We start from the raw sequence: 14,629 nt of genomic DNA, 5'->3' as shown, positions 1-14,629 counted from the left end.
GCGGCCGACCGGATAAAAAATGCGGCTTCGGTCCTTTGCGCGCCGTAATGCGGGACTGCTTTGGGCCGGACGGGAAAGAAGGTTTGCCCTGAATGGAAAAGAGGGCGCGTTCAAAATGGAATATCGTGGCGGGGCTTGCGGCTTTGTGCGCGGCTGCGGTGGCCATCCTGTTTTTTTTCGGCGGCGTATCTTCTCCGGGATTTGAAGAAGTGGTGCTGTTTCCCACGATGGAAAGCAGGAATGAAACAGCGTGGAACTATTACGATCAATACGGGAACGCCGCGGCAGAAGCCTATAATACGGACGGATACCTCGAGGGTGTGGAAAATGCCGCGGGAAATGCCGTTGCGGCGGAGCGCATCATGACAGAGCCGCTCGAAAACGCGGTACTTAAATTTCAATATATGGGGCAGCAGGTCAGCGTTTACCTGGATGGAACGCTGCTGTATTCGGATATCCCCGGTACGCCGGAAGAGGGAATTGCCTTCCTGCCGCCGGACGGGGATGCCTTTGAACGAAAGAGGGACGAATTCCAGACGCAGTACGCCGTCCTGCCGGAGGATTACCTTGGAAAAACGCTGACGGTGATTACCTATTTTCCGGATGGCGAAGTAACCATACCCGTCTATCCGACCCTGCAAAACGACGCTACGGTGGCGGCCTATCCGGTTACGGACTCCGCAAAGCCGCTTGCCCTGGGCGGGGCGTTCGCGGCGGCGGCGCTCCTTTTGCTGGTGCTGCTGGTTTACGGGGCTTTTTCCGGCATTGCGGAATGGCCGGTCGCGCTGCTTGCGGCATTTTTCCTGTGCGCGATGGTCGGCCGGATATACCTGTCGAGCGCGGCATATTACAGCATCGGAAGCAGTATGGCGGGATACCTGGTATCGGTGCTGTATATCGACCTGCTGTTCCTGTTTTTCTCCTGCTATATGCGCAAAAGCCTGCGGATTGCAATGGCCTGCGCGGTTGTTTTCCACGTAGCGGCGGAGGGCATCCGGGCGGCGCGCAATGCTTTGGCGGGCCAATTTTATGAAACGGGGGGCGACGGCTGGATTGCTTTCTTTATCCTTATGTTGTTCGTTGTATTCTGCATCATGGAATGGCGGGCGAAGAAATCCTTTTTCCGACGCTCGGGAAATGCATCCTTGCATTTGGGGCGGGATATGCGGCATTGCTCGCCGGGTCTTTCTTCCTTGCGCCGGGAAGCGCGTTTACCACAGAGCTGTGGCTGCCGTTTTCCTCGCTTACATTTGGCAGGGCGGTCGGGTTCAACCAACTGTTCTCCGTTTACCTCGCCGTCGCGGGCCTGGTCATTGTTTTCCTCGCTTTTATCCGCCGGAACATCTATATCAGGACGGAGCGCAACATGCTGGCGCTGAAAAATGAAGCGATACTGGAAACGATGCAGGCAATGGAAGCCGCCATGCGGCAGTCGGACGAACAGCGCCACGAAATAAAGCACCATATTGCGGCCCTGCAGATTTTGCTCCAAACCGGGCAGCAGGACAAAGCGGAAAATTACCTCAGCGAGCTTGCGAGCGCGGTGGACGCGTCCGGCGCGCAGCGGTATACGGAAAATATTTTGATCGATGCGATTTTAAAAGACGAAGCGGGCAAAGCGGCGCAGGGCAATATCGAAATCGAAGCGGAGGTCGCGGTGCCGCGGGAATTGTCCGTCACCGACCACGACATGTGCAGCCTGCTCTATAATATGCTCGATAATGCGATCCGGGCGTGTGCGGCGCTGCCCGAAGGGAAACGGAAAATTCGCCTGAAGCTGCAAAAGAAAGGGAATTTCCTGGCCGTTTTGTGCCAAAATCCCAGGAATGGAATGGTCAGGACCGACGGGGAAGGAAATATTGAAACCTCGCATACAGACGGAGCGGGGCATGGATACGGCATTCCCATTATGCGGAAAATTTGCGAAAAGTACCATAGCGTGCTGCTCGTGGAATTTGACGGGGATATGTTTACGGTAAAAACAAACCTGCGGCTGCCGGATTAAACGGTTCGCCGGAGGCATTCAATAATCCAGGCAAAATTCCCCGGCGGAACCAACGCGAGTCAGCGGGCCGCATAGGAAACAAACGCATTCTGGACGGAAAAGTATTTTTCCTTGCCGATGGGCACGCGGCTGCCCGTATCCAAAGTGAATTCATAGCGTTTGATGTCGCTGACCCGTTCGAGATTCACGATATAGCTTTTATGACATCGTAAAAAACAATCGGGAAGGGTGCTCTCAAGCTCCTTCAGGGCGCCGGGGCATTCCACGGTGTCTTTTTCCGTATGGATTTTCAGCGTATGGCCATATACCTCGATAAAGGAAATATCGGAAAAAGCAAGGGAAAAAGTTTTTTGGCCGGAGGTAACGAGCAGCCTTTTGCGGGTGAAATTCTGCTCATAATCGAACAGGATCGCCTCTTTCAGCTTTTCCGGGTCGACCGGCTTTAAAAGATATTGGACCGGGCGCACGGAATAGCCTTCCAGCGCAAACGAAGGGCTGGCGGTGATAAATATAATGCCGATGCGGCTCTTGCTTTCCCGCAGGGCCTGGGCAAAATCGATTCCGTTTACATCGCCCATCATAATGTCGAGAAGCACAAGCTGGAAGGCGTCCGGTTCCCGGCGAAGCAATGAAAGGAGCTGGCCGGGGTCGCTGAATATCGTGACGCTGTAGTCGATTTCATGCCGAAACAGCAGGTCGTTCACCTGCCTGCGCAGGTTTTCCGCAAAGAGCGGTTCGTCGTCACAAATTGCGATGCGGTACAAAGGCAGCGTCCTCCCGTTTCTTGTTTATGGAATAAATTATAGCACGGCGGGGCTGCTTCCTCAATATTTCCCGTTTGCGTTTTTAGCGTTCCCGTTTGCGCTGCAATACGAACTGCGGATAAAAAATGCGATAAAATAATATATACGCGGAGGGAAATGCCGCGCGGGGATTTATGCATATTTTGAAGGAGGAATTTATTATGTCAAACACAAAAGTACCGACGCTGCTCAAGGTAACGAGCATTTTGGTGATTATCGGGGGCGCGCTGGATATTGTTGTCGGTCTTGTGGGGGCCCTGCTCGGCGCGGTAGTCATTTATGCCGGGATTGAAACCGGAACGGCGGCGCTTGCGTGGCTTGGAACCCTGTTGATCGTTTTGTCGCTGATCTATGGAGTCCTGAAGCTCGTTGCGGGCATTTTAGGCGTGCAGGGGAAAAAACTGAACGTGTGCCTCGTGCTTATCGCCATTATCATCGCAATCTGCGTGCTCGATGTGGTTTTGGCTCTGGTGCAGGGGGTGTTCACATGGTATACCGCAATTTCACTGATCCTGCCCGTCCTGTATCTGCTGGGCGTTTTGGCGGCACGGAAACAGAATGCTTAAGTCTGCCGGAAACGGGAAACAGGAGGAATTGCGTATGGATGCTTCGCTGAAACAGTTAAAAATCTGGAATGTTATTATGCTCGTGCTTACAGCTTTCATTTTTGTTATGGCGGGCATGATCCTCTCCGCCGGGATATTGCCCTTTGGCATGGACGAGGAGCCGGGTGTTGCCGTATCCTTCCTCCTGCCCTGGTTTTTTGTGCTGGCCGTACTGACGCTCATCCAGGCTGTCCTGGGATTTTTAACGGTGCGCGACCAAAAAATGGGACGCATGTGCGATATCATGGGCTATGTCACATGGATCGCCGGCCTGCTTCTCTTTATTTTCGGGATTGGCGCGTCCGGCTATGAATGGATTATTTTCTTCATTGTCACGCTTCCGCCGATCTTCCATTCTGCGATCGCGCGAAAGGCTGCCCGGATTTCGTTTTAGCCACATCCGGCGCCGATACGGATTTGCGTAAAAACCCCCTTTTTGGGGGTTTTTTGCTGTGCCGGGAAACCCACTGCCGCGCCCGGAGCATGAAAAGGCGTTGTTCCTTGCAAAGTATGGGGATTGTGGTAAAATAAAAAATAGGATTTACCCAAAGTTACAATTAAATATGCGGAGGTGAAGGGATTGGATACACCATTATTATTTACCATGGCAGCCATCATTATTGCAACCGTAATTATCATTGCGGTGGTTTTCCTGCGCAAAGCGCTCCGGCAGGCGCGTGAAATCGGCCTTTCGGAAAGCGTAATCAAAAAGACGGTGCGCGTAAGCGGCATTTTTTCCATTGTGCCGTCGATTCCCATTGCAATCGGCCTCGCGGCAATGGTTCCGCTCCTTGGCGTGGCGCTCCCGTGGATACGGCTTTCCGTCATTGGTTCCGTACAATATGAACTGTTCGCGGCGGATGCGGCCGCATCGGTCACAGGGGCGGTCAGCGCGGCGGGGACGCTCGACCCCGCGGCGTTCAATACGGCGGCGTGGGTCATGACGCTCAGCATCATAAGCGGCCCCATCTTCTGTATCTTTTTCCTGCGGAAATATGAAAACGGCCTCGAGAAGCTGAAACGGAAGGACGAAAAATGGGCGGACCTCCTGGTGACGGCAATTTTCATGGGCCTCGTGGGGACGATCGGCGGACAGCAGATCGCAAAGGGCGGTATCTTCCTCATCACACTGTGCGTTTCCGCCGCGGTCATGGGCGTGTGCGGCCTGCTTGTGAAAAAGGGGAAGGTCAAATGGCTGGAAGGCTTCGCGCTTCCCATCAGTATGATCGGGTCGCTTGCGGTCGCCTTTGTGCTTGCGACTTCGTGAAAGGGGGAAACGGCAATGAAAAATAATAGTATGGATTATATGGACCGCGTGCACCGCACCGGGCGCATCTCCATGATTATCATCGTAATTCTCCTGCTGATGGTTCCCATCCTGCTGTGTATGCAGTCGGGCGTATGGCCGCAGGGCGACTGGATTTTGTCGGGCATGCTGGCCGTAGGCATGATCTATCTTCCCATCGGCGTGATCGAGGTGCTGAATTATTCCCCCCTCATCGGCAGCGGCGGAACCTATCTTGCGTTTATCACGGGGAATATCTCCAACATGAAGCTCCCGTGCGCGGTGAACGCGCTCGAGGTAACGAAAACCAATGTAAATACCAGGGAAGGCGAGGTCATCTCCACGATTTCCATCGCCGTTTCCACGATTGTCACGACGGTCATCGTCGGGGTCGGGGTGCTGCTGATCCTGCCGTTCAAGGATTTCATGATTACAACGCTCGCGCCGATTTCGGAATATATCCTGCCTTCGATTTTCGGGGCGCTCGGGGTGGTGTTCATTTCCAAGAGCTGGAAGCTTTCCATCGTGCCGCTGCTCCTGATGACACTCCTGTTCATCTTTGTCATCCGGGACGACAGCATCCGCGCGGTGTTCGTACCGGTGGCAAGCCTTGTCTCCATTGTGTGCGCGCGGCTGATGTATAAAAAACAGTGGGTCTAAGGAGGGCGCAATGGTCGGTATTATCATATTGATTGCGGCGGCGGTTTTTCTGCTGGTTTTGTTCTTGATCGCCGCCTCGAAGAAGCCGCCGCAGGAGCGGTGGGCACCGGTGGACGAACAGGTGGACGCGGCGGGCGCGGCAGGGCGCCTTGCGGGCGCGATCCGCATTCCCACCGTGTCGGATTTTGACCGCTCCAAAATGGACTATTCAAAATTTGACGAGCTGCACGCATACCTGGAGCAGGCGTATCCGCTGGTGCATAAAACGCTGGCGCGGGAAGTGACGGACAGGAAGTGCCTCATTTACCACTGGCAGGGAACGGATGAAAGCCTGCTGCCCGCGGGGCTTCTCGCCCATATGGACGTGGTTCCCGTAAACGAGGACGAGTGGGACGATCCGCCGTTTGGCGGCGTTATCCGGGACGGCTATGTATACGGCAGGGGCGCGCTCGATATGAAAGGGCAGCTCATCGCCGTGCTCGAAAGCGTGGAAGCGCTGCTCGGCGAGGGCTTTACGCCGAAGCGCAGCGTATACCTGCTGTTCGGCAGCGACGAAGAGCCCATGGGGGATTTCGGCGCGAAACTCATTAGCGAGGAACTGGAGCGCCGGGGCGTGCGCCTCAGCTTCATACTCGATGAAGGCGGCGCAATCCAGGATGGGAAAATGATGGGCGTGAAGCGCGATATTGCGCTCATCGGCATTTGTGAAAAGGGCGTCATGAACCTCCGGCTCACCGCAAAAGGCAAGGGAGGACACGCGTCCATGCCTCCGCGCCGGACGGCGGCGGGCGGCGTCGCAAAAGCGGTTACGGCCGTGGAGAAGCACCAGATGAAGGGCAGCTTCAATTACGCGGCGGAGCATATGTTTAAAACGCTGACCCCGCACATGGGCGGCGCGTTTAAATTCTTTTTTGCCAACAAATGGCTGTTCGGCGGCCTGCTGAAAAGCATATTGTGCAAAATTCCCGCGTCGGCGGCGCTCATCCGCACCACCTTCGCCCCGACGCAGCTTTCTGGCTCCAACGCGCCGAATGTGCTCGCAGGCAGCGCAAGCGCCGTGTTTAACATCCGCGTCGTGCCGGGCGAGACGGACCGGGATGTGCTCGCGCATGTGAAGAAGGTTGCGCCCGAAGCGGCGCAGGACGTGATTTACTATTACCCGCCGTCTCCCGTTTCCAGCGTGGATACGGACGAATACAAAGGCGTGGCCCGGGCGGTGGCGGACGCGTTTCCTGAGCTTGCCGTGGCGCCGTACCCGGTGGTCGCGGCTACGGATTCGCGGCATTACTATAATATCTGCGACAATGTGTTCCGCTTTGTGCCCTTCCTGTCCATCAGGGACGACCTTGGCACCGTGCATGCGGCGAACGAACGGTTAAGCGTCGAATCGCTCGGGCGGGGCATTGCGTTTTATAAACACCTGGTCCGCACGACCTGCGGGCCGGAAAAATAACGGGAGGGGTTATATGGACGAGGAAAAAAAGGAAGCGCGGGAACAAACGCAAATGGACAGGATCGAGGCGCTGCTTGCCGAGCAGGTGGAGCACAGCAGGAAAACACTGCGCTCGTCGCGCGTGCATACGGTCGTGCTGATTGTGTTCGTCGTGATTTTTGCCATCGGGCTGGTGGCCATGAACGGGGCGCTTTCCGCCGCCACAAAAGAGCTACCGGCCATGCTTACCTCCATCACCGGCATGACGGATGCCGCCGCAAAGGAAATAGACCGGCTCGACGATATTGATTTCGACGCGCTTAACAAGGCAATCGAGGGAATTTCCACCATTCGTTTCGATACGCTGAACGAGAGCATCAAGGCGCTTACAGATATCATTAAGCCCTTTGCAAATTTCATGGGCGCGTTCGGTTAAGCAAAAACGGCATGCGCCCTTTCCGCCTGCCCCGGGTTTTGTGGTATAATGGTTCCTGTCAGTAAATGAGACGGGAAAAAGGCTATGAAAAAGGAACGGTTTGAAATCGGCCGCATCCCTTCCGTTTTATGGGGGAAACCGGCCGGGCGGCTTATTGTTGCGGTTCACGGGAATATGTCGAACAAAGAGGACGTCCCGATTAAAATACTTGCCGAAATTGCGTTGCCGAAGGGATACCAGGTGCTGAGTTTTGACCTGCCCGGGCACGGGGACAGGAACGACGGGAAGCTGCCGTTTCAATTCCGGTACTGCACGGAGGATTTACGCGCGGTCATACGCTATGCGAAGCAAAAATGGAGCCGTATCAGCCTGTTTGCGAACAGCATCGGCGCCTATTTCAGTCTGGCTTCCTGCCCGGACGAACCGTTTGAAACGGCTTGGTTCCTTTCGCCGGTCGTTGACATGGAGCGGACTGTCGAAAATATGATGGCGGCCTTTGGCGTAACCGCAGAGCGGCTCGAAAAAGAACGGGCGGTTCACACGCCCGTTGGGCAGGACCTGTATTGGGATGATTACTGTTATATGAAAAAGCATCCGATCGCCCGATGGGATGCTTCGACTTACATTCTGTACGGCGGTAAAGATACCATGTGCGAGCCGGATACGATACTCGGCTTTGCGGAAAAATTTTCATGCGGCCTGCAAATTGTCGAGGGGGCGGAGCATTATTTCTATACGCCCGGCGAACTGCGCGCGCTTAAAGAGTGGCTCGGGCAGACGCTCGGCTGAACTGTATCCTATTTGCGCTTTTCCCGGTCAGACCGCACAATGGAAACAATAATCCCAATGACAATAATGACGGAGATCAAAAGCCCGACGACAATCGCAAGGGTGCTCAGGCTCATAATATCCACATCGGTTTTCCCGAAATTTGAATAGCCCGCGCTGATAATCACGCCCGCCATCACAATACATACCGCCAGCAAAACAACCGCAAACGAAATCCGGTTAAACATCCGTTCGATATTTTTTTCCATGCGCTCAAGGTCGCGCACCTTAAGCTCGAGGGAATAATCGTTCTTTTTCAGCTTGTGCAGGAACGTGAGCAGGGCGGACGGCACCCTTTTGGTTACGTCAATCCAATCGAGCGCGTAGGACTGCGCCTCGTTTTTGAATTCCGTTGTCTTATACCGGTTTGCAAGGAGACTGCGCACGGTCTTTTCCGCGAGCTTTAAAATATTGACGGACGGGTCAAGCTGCTCGATAATCACCTGCGCCGTGCCGAGGCTCTTGGCCACAAGCGTAAATTCGCGCGGGATTTTCATCTTGTATTTCCCCGCCAAAGAAAATACGCTGGAAAACACCTTTGCGATATTCACGTCGGCAAGGGGCACGTAAAGATATTCGTCGAGGAGAACCTCGAGGGATTTTTCAAACGCATCCATGTTGACGTCGGCGTCCGCCGCGTCCATTTCCGTGATGCTCTGTGCAATTTTGAGCGTGTTGCGCGTGGCAATGCCGAGCACAAAATCGTTGAGGTCGCGCCGGAAGCGGCCGTTAATCGTACCCACCATGCCAAGGTCGATAAATTCCACGTATTTCCCATCCGTTACAAATACGTTGCCGGGATGGGGATCGGCGTGGAACACGCCGTTCTGGAGAATCTGCGTAATCAGCGAGTTCGTAAAATCATATGCAATCTGCGCCAGGTCCGCCCCGGACGCCGCAAGCGAAGGAATGTCGTTGATTTTTATCCCGTCGACAAAATCCATCGTAAGAACCTTGGGCGTGGTGTAGACCCAGCGTATTTTGGGTACGCGGATATGCCGCTGTTCCTTCACGCTTTCCCGGAAAAAGTCGGTATTTTCGCCTTCCTTTGTGAAATCGATTTCCTGTTCCATCACACGGCGGAATTCCGCAACCATGCCCGAGAAATCGTATAATTGCCCATATTTGGAATATTTATCCACGAGCCGCGCCAGCCTTTCCAAAATGCCGAGGTCGGTCTCAATATTCTCACGAATATGCGGGCGCTGGACCTTAACGGCAACCTCCGGGCCGGAAAAAAGCCTTGCGCGGTATACCTGCGACATAGAGGCGGATGCGACGGGTGTGGGGTCGAATTCGGCAAACAGCTTGCCGACCGTATCGCCGAGTTCCGTTTCAATCACCACGCGCGCTTCCTCATAAGAAAAAGGCGTCACGGAATCCTGGAGCTTCCGCAGCTGCTTTGCCACGTTTTCCGTCACAATATCCGTGCGCGTGGAAAGGATTTGCCCGAGCTTCACAAAGGTGGGGCCAAGCTCCTCGCACATTTTGCGAATACGCTCGCCGACGGACGGCATATTGTGCTTCTGCTCCTGTTCAAAAATCTTTTGCGGATTTTTGGAAAGGGTAGATTTTACAAACAAAAAACCGAGCCCGTTCCTGTTGAAGGCGGACAATATTTCCCGATACCGTTGTAAATTCCTGGAAGCGATAACCCTTTCCCTCCTTAAGGCAATACAAAATACCGCGGCCTGCCGGGCCGCGCTGTTATTAAGAGCGGGGGCTTACTTTTCGTCCGCTTTTGCAGCCGCAAGCTCTTCCTTGATGATCTCGCGGATATCGTCCTTGGTGACGCGCGCGTCCGCCGTAAGGCCAACGTCCTGAAGCGTCGTACGGACTTCGTCCTTCACCATGCGGGAAATTTCCTCGCGCTGCACCTCGCCCTTTTTAATCAGGTCGTTGGCAAAGCTCTGCGCGTCCTTGCGCTGTACCTCGCCCTTGGCAACCATCTTTTCCACCAAATCTTCAATTTTTTCACGGGAATAAGCAAACAGGCCCATGCCGAAATTGATGCTGTCTTCTATAATATTAGCCATTAAAATAGCCTCCTTTTCCTTCTTTAATCTTATTATACCGCATCTGGAAATAAAGTAAACTGTGAATCAGCCGGTAAAAACGTTTATAGGTAAGAAAAGTTTGCAGGCGGGCAGGATAGCATTTATAATTATGATGAAGAGAATAAGCGAGGGAGAAAACAGCATGGACTTAAAAGAACTGCGTGAGAAAAAGGGCTTTATATGCGATATGGACGGCGTGATTTACCACGGGAACCGGCTTCTTCCCGGGGTTAAGGAGTTTGTGGACTGGCTTTATACCGAGCAAAAGCCCTTCCTGTTCCTTACGAATTCCAGCGAACGTTCGCCGCGCGAACTGCAGCAGAAGCTGGGACGGCTGGGGCTGGATATCGATGAAAGCCATTTTTACACCAGCGCGCTGGCGACCGCAAAATTCCTGAAAATGCAGTCGCGTAAAAAGAGCGCGTTTGTGATCGGGGAAGCGGGCCTCACCAACGCCCTCTATGAGGTGGGCATCACTATGAACGACGTAGACCCTGAATATGTGGTCGTGGGCGAAACGCATAATTATAATTATGATAATATTTCAAAAGCGGTGCAGCTCGTGCTCGCGGGCGCAAAGCTCATCGGCACCAATCCGGACCTCACCGGGCCGGGGGAAACGGGAATCTTCCCCGCGTGCGGGGCGATGATCTCGCCCATAGAGGTTGCCACCAGGAAAAGGGCTTATTTCGTAGGCAAGCCCAACCCCCTGATGATGCGCACCGGAATCAAGATGCTCGGCCTGCATGCGCAGGAGGCCGCCATGGTGGGCGACCGCATGGACACGGATGTAATTGCGGGCCTGGAATCGGGCCTCGATACGGTGCTTGTGCTTTCCGGCGTGAGCACGCGGGCGACCATCGAGGAATATCCCTACCGTCCCAAATACGTGCTGGACGGGGTGGGGGATATCGCTCCGTGACGCAGGCGGTCCCGGTTTTGCCCGGGTGAAAAATTTATGAAGCAGAGACGTTGGGTTGAGCTACTGGCATGTGCGGCGTGCGGAATTTTCTGCGCGCTGTGTTTTGATGCGGCGGCGCTTGCGCCCTTCCTGTGGGCGGCGCTCGCGCCGGTGTTTTTCGTGTTGCTTAAAAACCGGAACGGGCGGCGGCGGACGATTCTTTGCGCCTGTGCGTTCGCGCTGGCCCTCACGCTCGTTTATTACGCGCAAATGCTGTCCCTTGACATCTCCGCGCGCGCGGGGGACGCCTCCGGCGCGCTCCTTGTCCTTGCGTGGCTCGGCCTTTCGGTTTTGCATGGCGCGGTATTTGCCGCCGCCCTTTCCGCGGGCGCCCTCTTAAAGTGCCCGGCCGCGCTGCGCGCCGTGCTCTTTGCGGCGCTTTTCACGGGCGCGGAATGGCTGCTCGGCGCGGGCGTGCTGGGGCTTCCGTTCCTCCGCCTCGGGCTTACCCAGTGGCGGCTGCTGCCGGTCACGCAGTCGGCCTCGCTGTTCGGCGTGCTGTTTATCGGATTTTTAATCGTCATGGTGAACGTGCTGCTCGCGCAGGCCGTTTTAAAGGCGGGCAAGGGCAGGCTGCGGTATTTTTTGGCGGCGGCGCTGGTGTTTTTTGCCAACTTTGCGGGAGGGGCGCTTTCGCTCGGCGCTGTAAAAGAGGAACCGGATGTCAGCGTTGCCGTGGTACAGACAAACGCCCCCTTTTGGCGGGACGAAGGAAACGGACGGTTTGAAAAAGCGCTTTCGCTCGGCGCACGTGCGGCGGAAAAAAAGCCGGATTTTATCATCTTCCCTGAAAATTCGGTGTACGGTTCCTTTGCCGAGGAATCGGAATTAAACGGGCCGGTTGCCGCCCTGGCGGAGGAATCCGGGGCGTATGTGCTGACCGGCGTTTACGGCATCCACGGTTTCAGGCTCAGGAATTCGGTATTCCTTACCACGCCGGACGGCGAAATTTCAGACGTTTACCATAAGCAGCGCCTGGTTCCCTTTTTTGAAAACGGCTACGAGCGCGCCTTTTCTTTCGAGGACGGAAAGGAACGCGGCCTGTTTGAAACGGAATACGGCACGGTGGGCGTAATGATCTGCTTTGAAAGCCTTTTTCCGGATATCGCTTCCGAAACCACAGCCGAAGGCGCGGAGCTGCTCGTCGTGGCGACGAACGATTCCTGGTTCAAAAATGATATTCCGCTCACAAGGCACCTTGCACAGTCCGTGCTGCGCGCGCAGGAAACGAAACGGTGGCTGGTGCAGGCGGGAAATACGGGAATGACGGCAATCATATCTCCCACGGGTGAAATCACGGCGGCCCTCGGGGCGAATACGGACGGGGTACTGGCCGGAAGTGTTGCGTTCCGGCGGGAAAAGGCGGGCTATTCGGCCGTTGGGGACTGGTGGCTTGCGGCCGCGGTCGGGGCTGCCGCGCTGGGCGTGGCATACGCATACAAAAAACGAATTTGAAAACACAGGTTCGATGCACTATAATGGAAAGACAGGCGAGGAGAAGCAATGGCGGAAAATTTTGTCCGGCTTACCGCAAACGCGGGGGTCCTTCTATGCATAAACGGAAAAAAAATATTGGTGGATGCGCTGCATAACCGTTATACGGAGGTGTTCTCGAGCGTCCCGGACGACCTGCTGTTCCAGATTGCGCATGGGGAGGGTGAATTCCGGGAGATTGACCTTTTGGTCTTTACGCACGACCACCCGGACCACTACAGCAGGGAATGGACGCAGGAATTCCTGAGGAACCATCCGGATACGCACATGGTTTCGCCGATCAGCGATTTTTCCGGAAGCAATGTCACAATACTGGAAAAACCGGAGGAAACCCTGGAAATCAAGGAAATCGGGCTTGCATGCGTGCGGCTTATACACGAAGGAGAACAGTTCCGTGATGTCGCGAATTACGGCTATAAATTCCATATGGACGGTTTCACGGTAACGGTGCTCGGCGACAGCGGCCCGGAAAATATTCCGCAGGTATTTGCGGATGCGGACCTGGCGCTTTATAATTTTCCGTTTTTTACGATTTTGCGCGGGAAAAAAATGATCGGGGAGCTCCGGCCAAAACGGATGATCGCTTATCACTTGCCGTATGAGGAAAAGGACGCGAATGGATATATCCGGGCGACGCTGCGTTCCATCGAACGGAATGGATATGAAAATGCGTCCGCGCTCTGGAAACGGGATCAGAAAGAGACGATAGTATTTTAACAAAAATGTTGTAAATCGTCCGCAAGGGGGGTATTAATTATGATAGAAGCAAGATGTGGGAGACTTTGTTCAAACTGTGGCTATTTTGAAAAGTGCGGCGGCTGTGTCAACCGCGATAAGCCGGTTTGGGCGGCGCGGTGCCCGATCAAAAGCTGCTGCGAAGAAAAAAAGCTCAAGCACTGCGGTTTGTGCAGCGGATTCCCGTGCCGTAAATTGGTGAAATTTGCCAAGGATAAGGATTATGGAGACGGCGGCCTTCGCATCGGCCAGTGCCGTGCGTGGAAAGAGATCGGGGAGGACGCGGTTTACGAGGAGTAAATGCTATGAAACCGAAATTTGACGAGGTCATGGAAAAAAGGCGTTCCATCCGTACGCTTGAAAAAGACAGCCGCATTACGCGGGAAACGGTGGAAAAGGCAATCGCGCTTGCGCGGCACGCGCCGAGCGCGTATAACGCGCAGACCAGCAGGCTGGTGGTCCTTATGGGCGGCGGGCATGCGAAGTTCTGGGATATCGTGGAAAAACAGCTCCGTCGGGTGACGCCGCCCGGCGCGTTTGCCCGGACCCAAAAAAAGCTGGATGGTTTTCGCGGCGGCAACGGGACGGTTTTGTTTTATGAAGATATGGCCGAGACCGAAAGGATGAAACAGGATTTTCCGACGTATGCGGATAAGTTCGACCAATGGGCGCAGCACAACAACGCAATCCTTGAATACGCATTGTGGCTTGCGTTTGCGGAACAGGGAGTCGCGGCATCCCTCCAGCATTATAATCCGCTGGTGGACGCGGATTCCGCGAAGGAATGGAACATCCCGGAGACATGGTCGCTGGTCGCGCAGATGCCTTTCGGCAGGGCGGCGGAAGAACCGGGCCCGCGCACGTTTAAACCGCTGGATGAAGTTGTAACCTTTTACGAATAAAAAAAGGAGCGTCGCGCTCCTTTTTTTATGTCAATTTATTGATAATTGCTTGTCTGTCTCATCCGCCGAGAGGCATTCGCCTTTTTCAAAAAAGCTCCCGTTATTCAGTCTGGCGCGAAAGCGCCGTAATCATGGTGCAGCGCGGAAGCTCTTCTGGGTTTGTGGCAAAGCTTCGGCGGACTGACAGTAATTTTTGGTTCACCAGGATTATATATTTAAATTTTTTGTTTCACGTTATCGCAGCTTCCCAAAGGCTGCGCATACAGGCTTTGGTGGAAACTGCTGTGCGGCATATACGATTCTGCGCGCGCCGCCATAAGTCATTTGCCGTAAAGTATTGATTATCACATTGCAAGCATCCGGCGGCCTCCTTTCGTCTTTCATTAATCAAAGTATACAGCGAATATGTGAACGCATTATGAATAT

Annotated in this window: 17 protein-coding genes; 14 read left to right on the top strand and 3 right to left on the bottom strand. The window is 54.5% G+C overall.

Features of this window, described 5'->3' with window-relative positions; genetic code table 11:
• Positions 1-92: 92 nt before the first annotated feature.
• Both BBD38_RS14640 and BBD38_RS02885 read left to right on the top strand, forming a co-directional pair.
• A complete protein-coding gene (locus BBD38_RS14640; protein WP_066684317.1) occupies positions 93-1,379 on the top strand; it encodes a hypothetical protein in 1,287 nt (428 codons plus the stop codon).
• Positions 1,367-2,005: a sensor histidine kinase gene (locus BBD38_RS02885; RefSeq protein WP_066684315.1), complete on the top strand. Its 639-nt coding sequence runs from the start codon at positions 1,367-1,369 to the stop codon at positions 2,003-2,005. Before BBD38_RS14640 ends, BBD38_RS02885 begins: the two co-directional genes overlap by 13 nt.
• A gap of 59 nt (positions 2,006-2,064) precedes the next feature.
• Here the strand turns inward: BBD38_RS02885 and BBD38_RS02880 are convergent, their stop codons facing one another.
• The gene (locus tag BBD38_RS02880; protein WP_066684313.1) at positions 2,065-2,769 is read right to left on the bottom strand and encodes a LytR/AlgR family response regulator transcription factor; all 705 of its coding nucleotides are present in this window, start codon (positions 2,767-2,769) and stop codon (positions 2,065-2,067) included.
• Between the two features lie 200 nt (positions 2,770-2,969).
• Between BBD38_RS02880 and BBD38_RS02875 the strand changes: the two genes are divergently transcribed.
• From BBD38_RS02875 to BBD38_RS02845, 7 genes are all read left to right on the top strand, one after another.
• Positions 2,970-3,374: a hypothetical protein gene (locus BBD38_RS02875; protein ID WP_147568058.1), complete on the top strand. Its 405-nt coding sequence runs from the start codon at positions 2,970-2,972 to the stop codon at positions 3,372-3,374.
• Between the two features lie 34 nt (positions 3,375-3,408).
• Positions 3,409-3,807, top strand: a complete 399-nt coding sequence (locus BBD38_RS02870; protein WP_147568057.1) for a hypothetical protein — start codon at positions 3,409-3,411, stop codon at positions 3,805-3,807.
• A gap of 186 nt (positions 3,808-3,993) precedes the next feature.
• The gene (locus BBD38_RS02865) at positions 3,994-4,680 is read left to right on the top strand and encodes a DUF5058 family protein (protein ID WP_147568056.1); all 687 of its coding nucleotides are present in this window, start codon (positions 3,994-3,996) and stop codon (positions 4,678-4,680) included.
• Between the two features lie 15 nt (positions 4,681-4,695).
• Positions 4,696-5,358: a hypothetical protein gene (locus BBD38_RS02860; RefSeq protein WP_066684307.1), complete on the top strand. Its 663-nt coding sequence runs from the start codon at positions 4,696-4,698 to the stop codon at positions 5,356-5,358.
• 10 nt (positions 5,359-5,368) lie between these two features.
• Positions 5,369-6,811 carry a M20/M25/M40 family metallo-hydrolase gene (locus tag BBD38_RS02855; RefSeq protein ID WP_066684305.1) on the top strand — a complete coding sequence of 481 codons (1,443 nt, stop codon included), beginning with the start codon at positions 5,369-5,371 and terminating at the stop codon, positions 6,809-6,811.
• Between the two features lie 13 nt (positions 6,812-6,824).
• Positions 6,825-7,226 carry a hypothetical protein gene (locus BBD38_RS02850; RefSeq protein ID WP_066684303.1) on the top strand — a complete coding sequence of 134 codons (402 nt, stop codon included), beginning with the start codon at positions 6,825-6,827 and terminating at the stop codon, positions 7,224-7,226.
• A gap of 84 nt (positions 7,227-7,310) precedes the next feature.
• Complete coding sequence (locus tag BBD38_RS02845) at positions 7,311-8,015, top strand: alpha/beta hydrolase (RefSeq protein WP_066684301.1); 705 nt, start codon at positions 7,311-7,313, stop codon at positions 8,013-8,015.
• 8 nt (positions 8,016-8,023) lie between these two features.
• On the opposite strand, the gene BBD38_RS02840 is transcribed toward BBD38_RS02845, so the two are convergent.
• Positions 8,024-9,637 (bottom strand): ABC1 kinase family protein, encoded by a 1,614-nt coding sequence (locus BBD38_RS02840; RefSeq protein WP_147568055.1) that lies wholly within the window; start codon positions 9,635-9,637, stop codon positions 8,024-8,026.
• 141 nt (positions 9,638-9,778) lie between these two features.
• On the bottom strand, positions 9,779-10,090 hold the full coding sequence (locus tag BBD38_RS02835; RefSeq protein WP_066684297.1) for a phasin family protein: 312 nt from the start codon (positions 10,088-10,090) through the stop codon (positions 9,779-9,781).
• 163 nt (positions 10,091-10,253) lie between these two features.
• Between BBD38_RS02835 and BBD38_RS02830 the strand changes: the two genes are divergently transcribed.
• From BBD38_RS02830 to BBD38_RS02810, 5 genes are read left to right on the top strand one after another with little or no spacing between them, the layout of a single operon-like run.
• Positions 10,254-11,033 (top strand): HAD-IIA family hydrolase, encoded by a 780-nt coding sequence (locus tag BBD38_RS02830; protein ID WP_066685362.1) that lies wholly within the window; start codon positions 10,254-10,256, stop codon positions 11,031-11,033.
• 36 nt (positions 11,034-11,069) lie between these two features.
• The gene (lnt, locus tag BBD38_RS02825; protein WP_066684295.1) at positions 11,070-12,527 is read left to right on the top strand and encodes an apolipoprotein N-acyltransferase; all 1,458 of its coding nucleotides are present in this window, start codon (positions 11,070-11,072) and stop codon (positions 12,525-12,527) included.
• Between the two features lie 48 nt (positions 12,528-12,575).
• Positions 12,576-13,283 (top strand): MBL fold metallo-hydrolase, encoded by a 708-nt coding sequence (locus BBD38_RS02820; RefSeq protein ID WP_066684293.1) that lies wholly within the window; start codon positions 12,576-12,578, stop codon positions 13,281-13,283.
• Between the two features lie 39 nt (positions 13,284-13,322).
• Positions 13,323-13,601: a DUF3795 domain-containing protein gene (locus tag BBD38_RS02815; protein WP_066684291.1), complete on the top strand. Its 279-nt coding sequence runs from the start codon at positions 13,323-13,325 to the stop codon at positions 13,599-13,601.
• Positions 13,602-13,606: 5 nt separating this feature from the next.
• Positions 13,607-14,203: a nitroreductase family protein gene (locus tag BBD38_RS02810; RefSeq protein ID WP_066684288.1), complete on the top strand. Its 597-nt coding sequence runs from the start codon at positions 13,607-13,609 to the stop codon at positions 14,201-14,203.
• The last annotated feature ends 426 nt before the right edge of the window (positions 14,204-14,629 follow it).

It is taken from the genome of Christensenella intestinihominis, assembly GCF_001678845.1.
Lineage (GTDB): Bacteria > Bacillota > Clostridia > Christensenellales > Christensenellaceae > Christensenella > Christensenella intestinihominis.
Note: the sequence above shows the minus strand (reverse complement) of the source record. Positions and strands in the feature narration are given on the sequence as shown.

Excerpts from the sequence above, each read along its gene's own strand:
- BBD38_RS14640 (WP_066684317.1), top strand. The coding sequence starts at position 93 with ATGGAAAAGAGGGCGCGTTCAAAATGGAATATCGTGGCGGGGCTTGCG.
- BBD38_RS02885 (WP_066684315.1), top strand. The coding sequence starts at position 1,367 with ATGCTGGCGCTGAAAAATGAAGCGATACTGGAAACGATGCAGGCAATG.
- BBD38_RS02875 (WP_147568058.1), top strand. The coding sequence starts at position 2,970 with ATGTCAAACACAAAAGTACCGACGCTGCTCAAGGTAACGAGCATTTTG.
- BBD38_RS02870 (WP_147568057.1), top strand. The coding sequence starts at position 3,409 with ATGGATGCTTCGCTGAAACAGTTAAAAATCTGGAATGTTATTATGCTC.
- BBD38_RS02860 (WP_066684307.1), top strand. The coding sequence starts at position 4,696 with ATGAAAAATAATAGTATGGATTATATGGACCGCGTGCACCGCACCGGG.
- BBD38_RS02855 (WP_066684305.1), top strand. The coding sequence starts at position 5,369 with ATGGTCGGTATTATCATATTGATTGCGGCGGCGGTTTTTCTGCTGGTT.
- BBD38_RS02850 (WP_066684303.1), top strand. The coding sequence starts at position 6,825 with ATGGACGAGGAAAAAAAGGAAGCGCGGGAACAAACGCAAATGGACAGG.
- BBD38_RS02845 (WP_066684301.1), top strand. The coding sequence starts at position 7,311 with ATGAAAAAGGAACGGTTTGAAATCGGCCGCATCCCTTCCGTTTTATGG.
- BBD38_RS02835 (WP_066684297.1), bottom strand. The coding sequence starts at position 10,090 with ATGGCTAATATTATAGAAGACAGCATCAATTTCGGCATGGGCCTGTTT.
- BBD38_RS02830 (WP_066685362.1), top strand. The coding sequence starts at position 10,254 with ATGGACTTAAAAGAACTGCGTGAGAAAAAGGGCTTTATATGCGATATG.
- lnt (WP_066684295.1), top strand. The coding sequence starts at position 11,070 with ATGAAGCAGAGACGTTGGGTTGAGCTACTGGCATGTGCGGCGTGCGGA.
- BBD38_RS02820 (WP_066684293.1), top strand. The coding sequence starts at position 12,576 with ATGGCGGAAAATTTTGTCCGGCTTACCGCAAACGCGGGGGTCCTTCTA.
- BBD38_RS02815 (WP_066684291.1), top strand. The coding sequence starts at position 13,323 with ATGATAGAAGCAAGATGTGGGAGACTTTGTTCAAACTGTGGCTATTTT.
- BBD38_RS02810 (WP_066684288.1), top strand. The coding sequence starts at position 13,607 with ATGAAACCGAAATTTGACGAGGTCATGGAAAAAAGGCGTTCCATCCGT.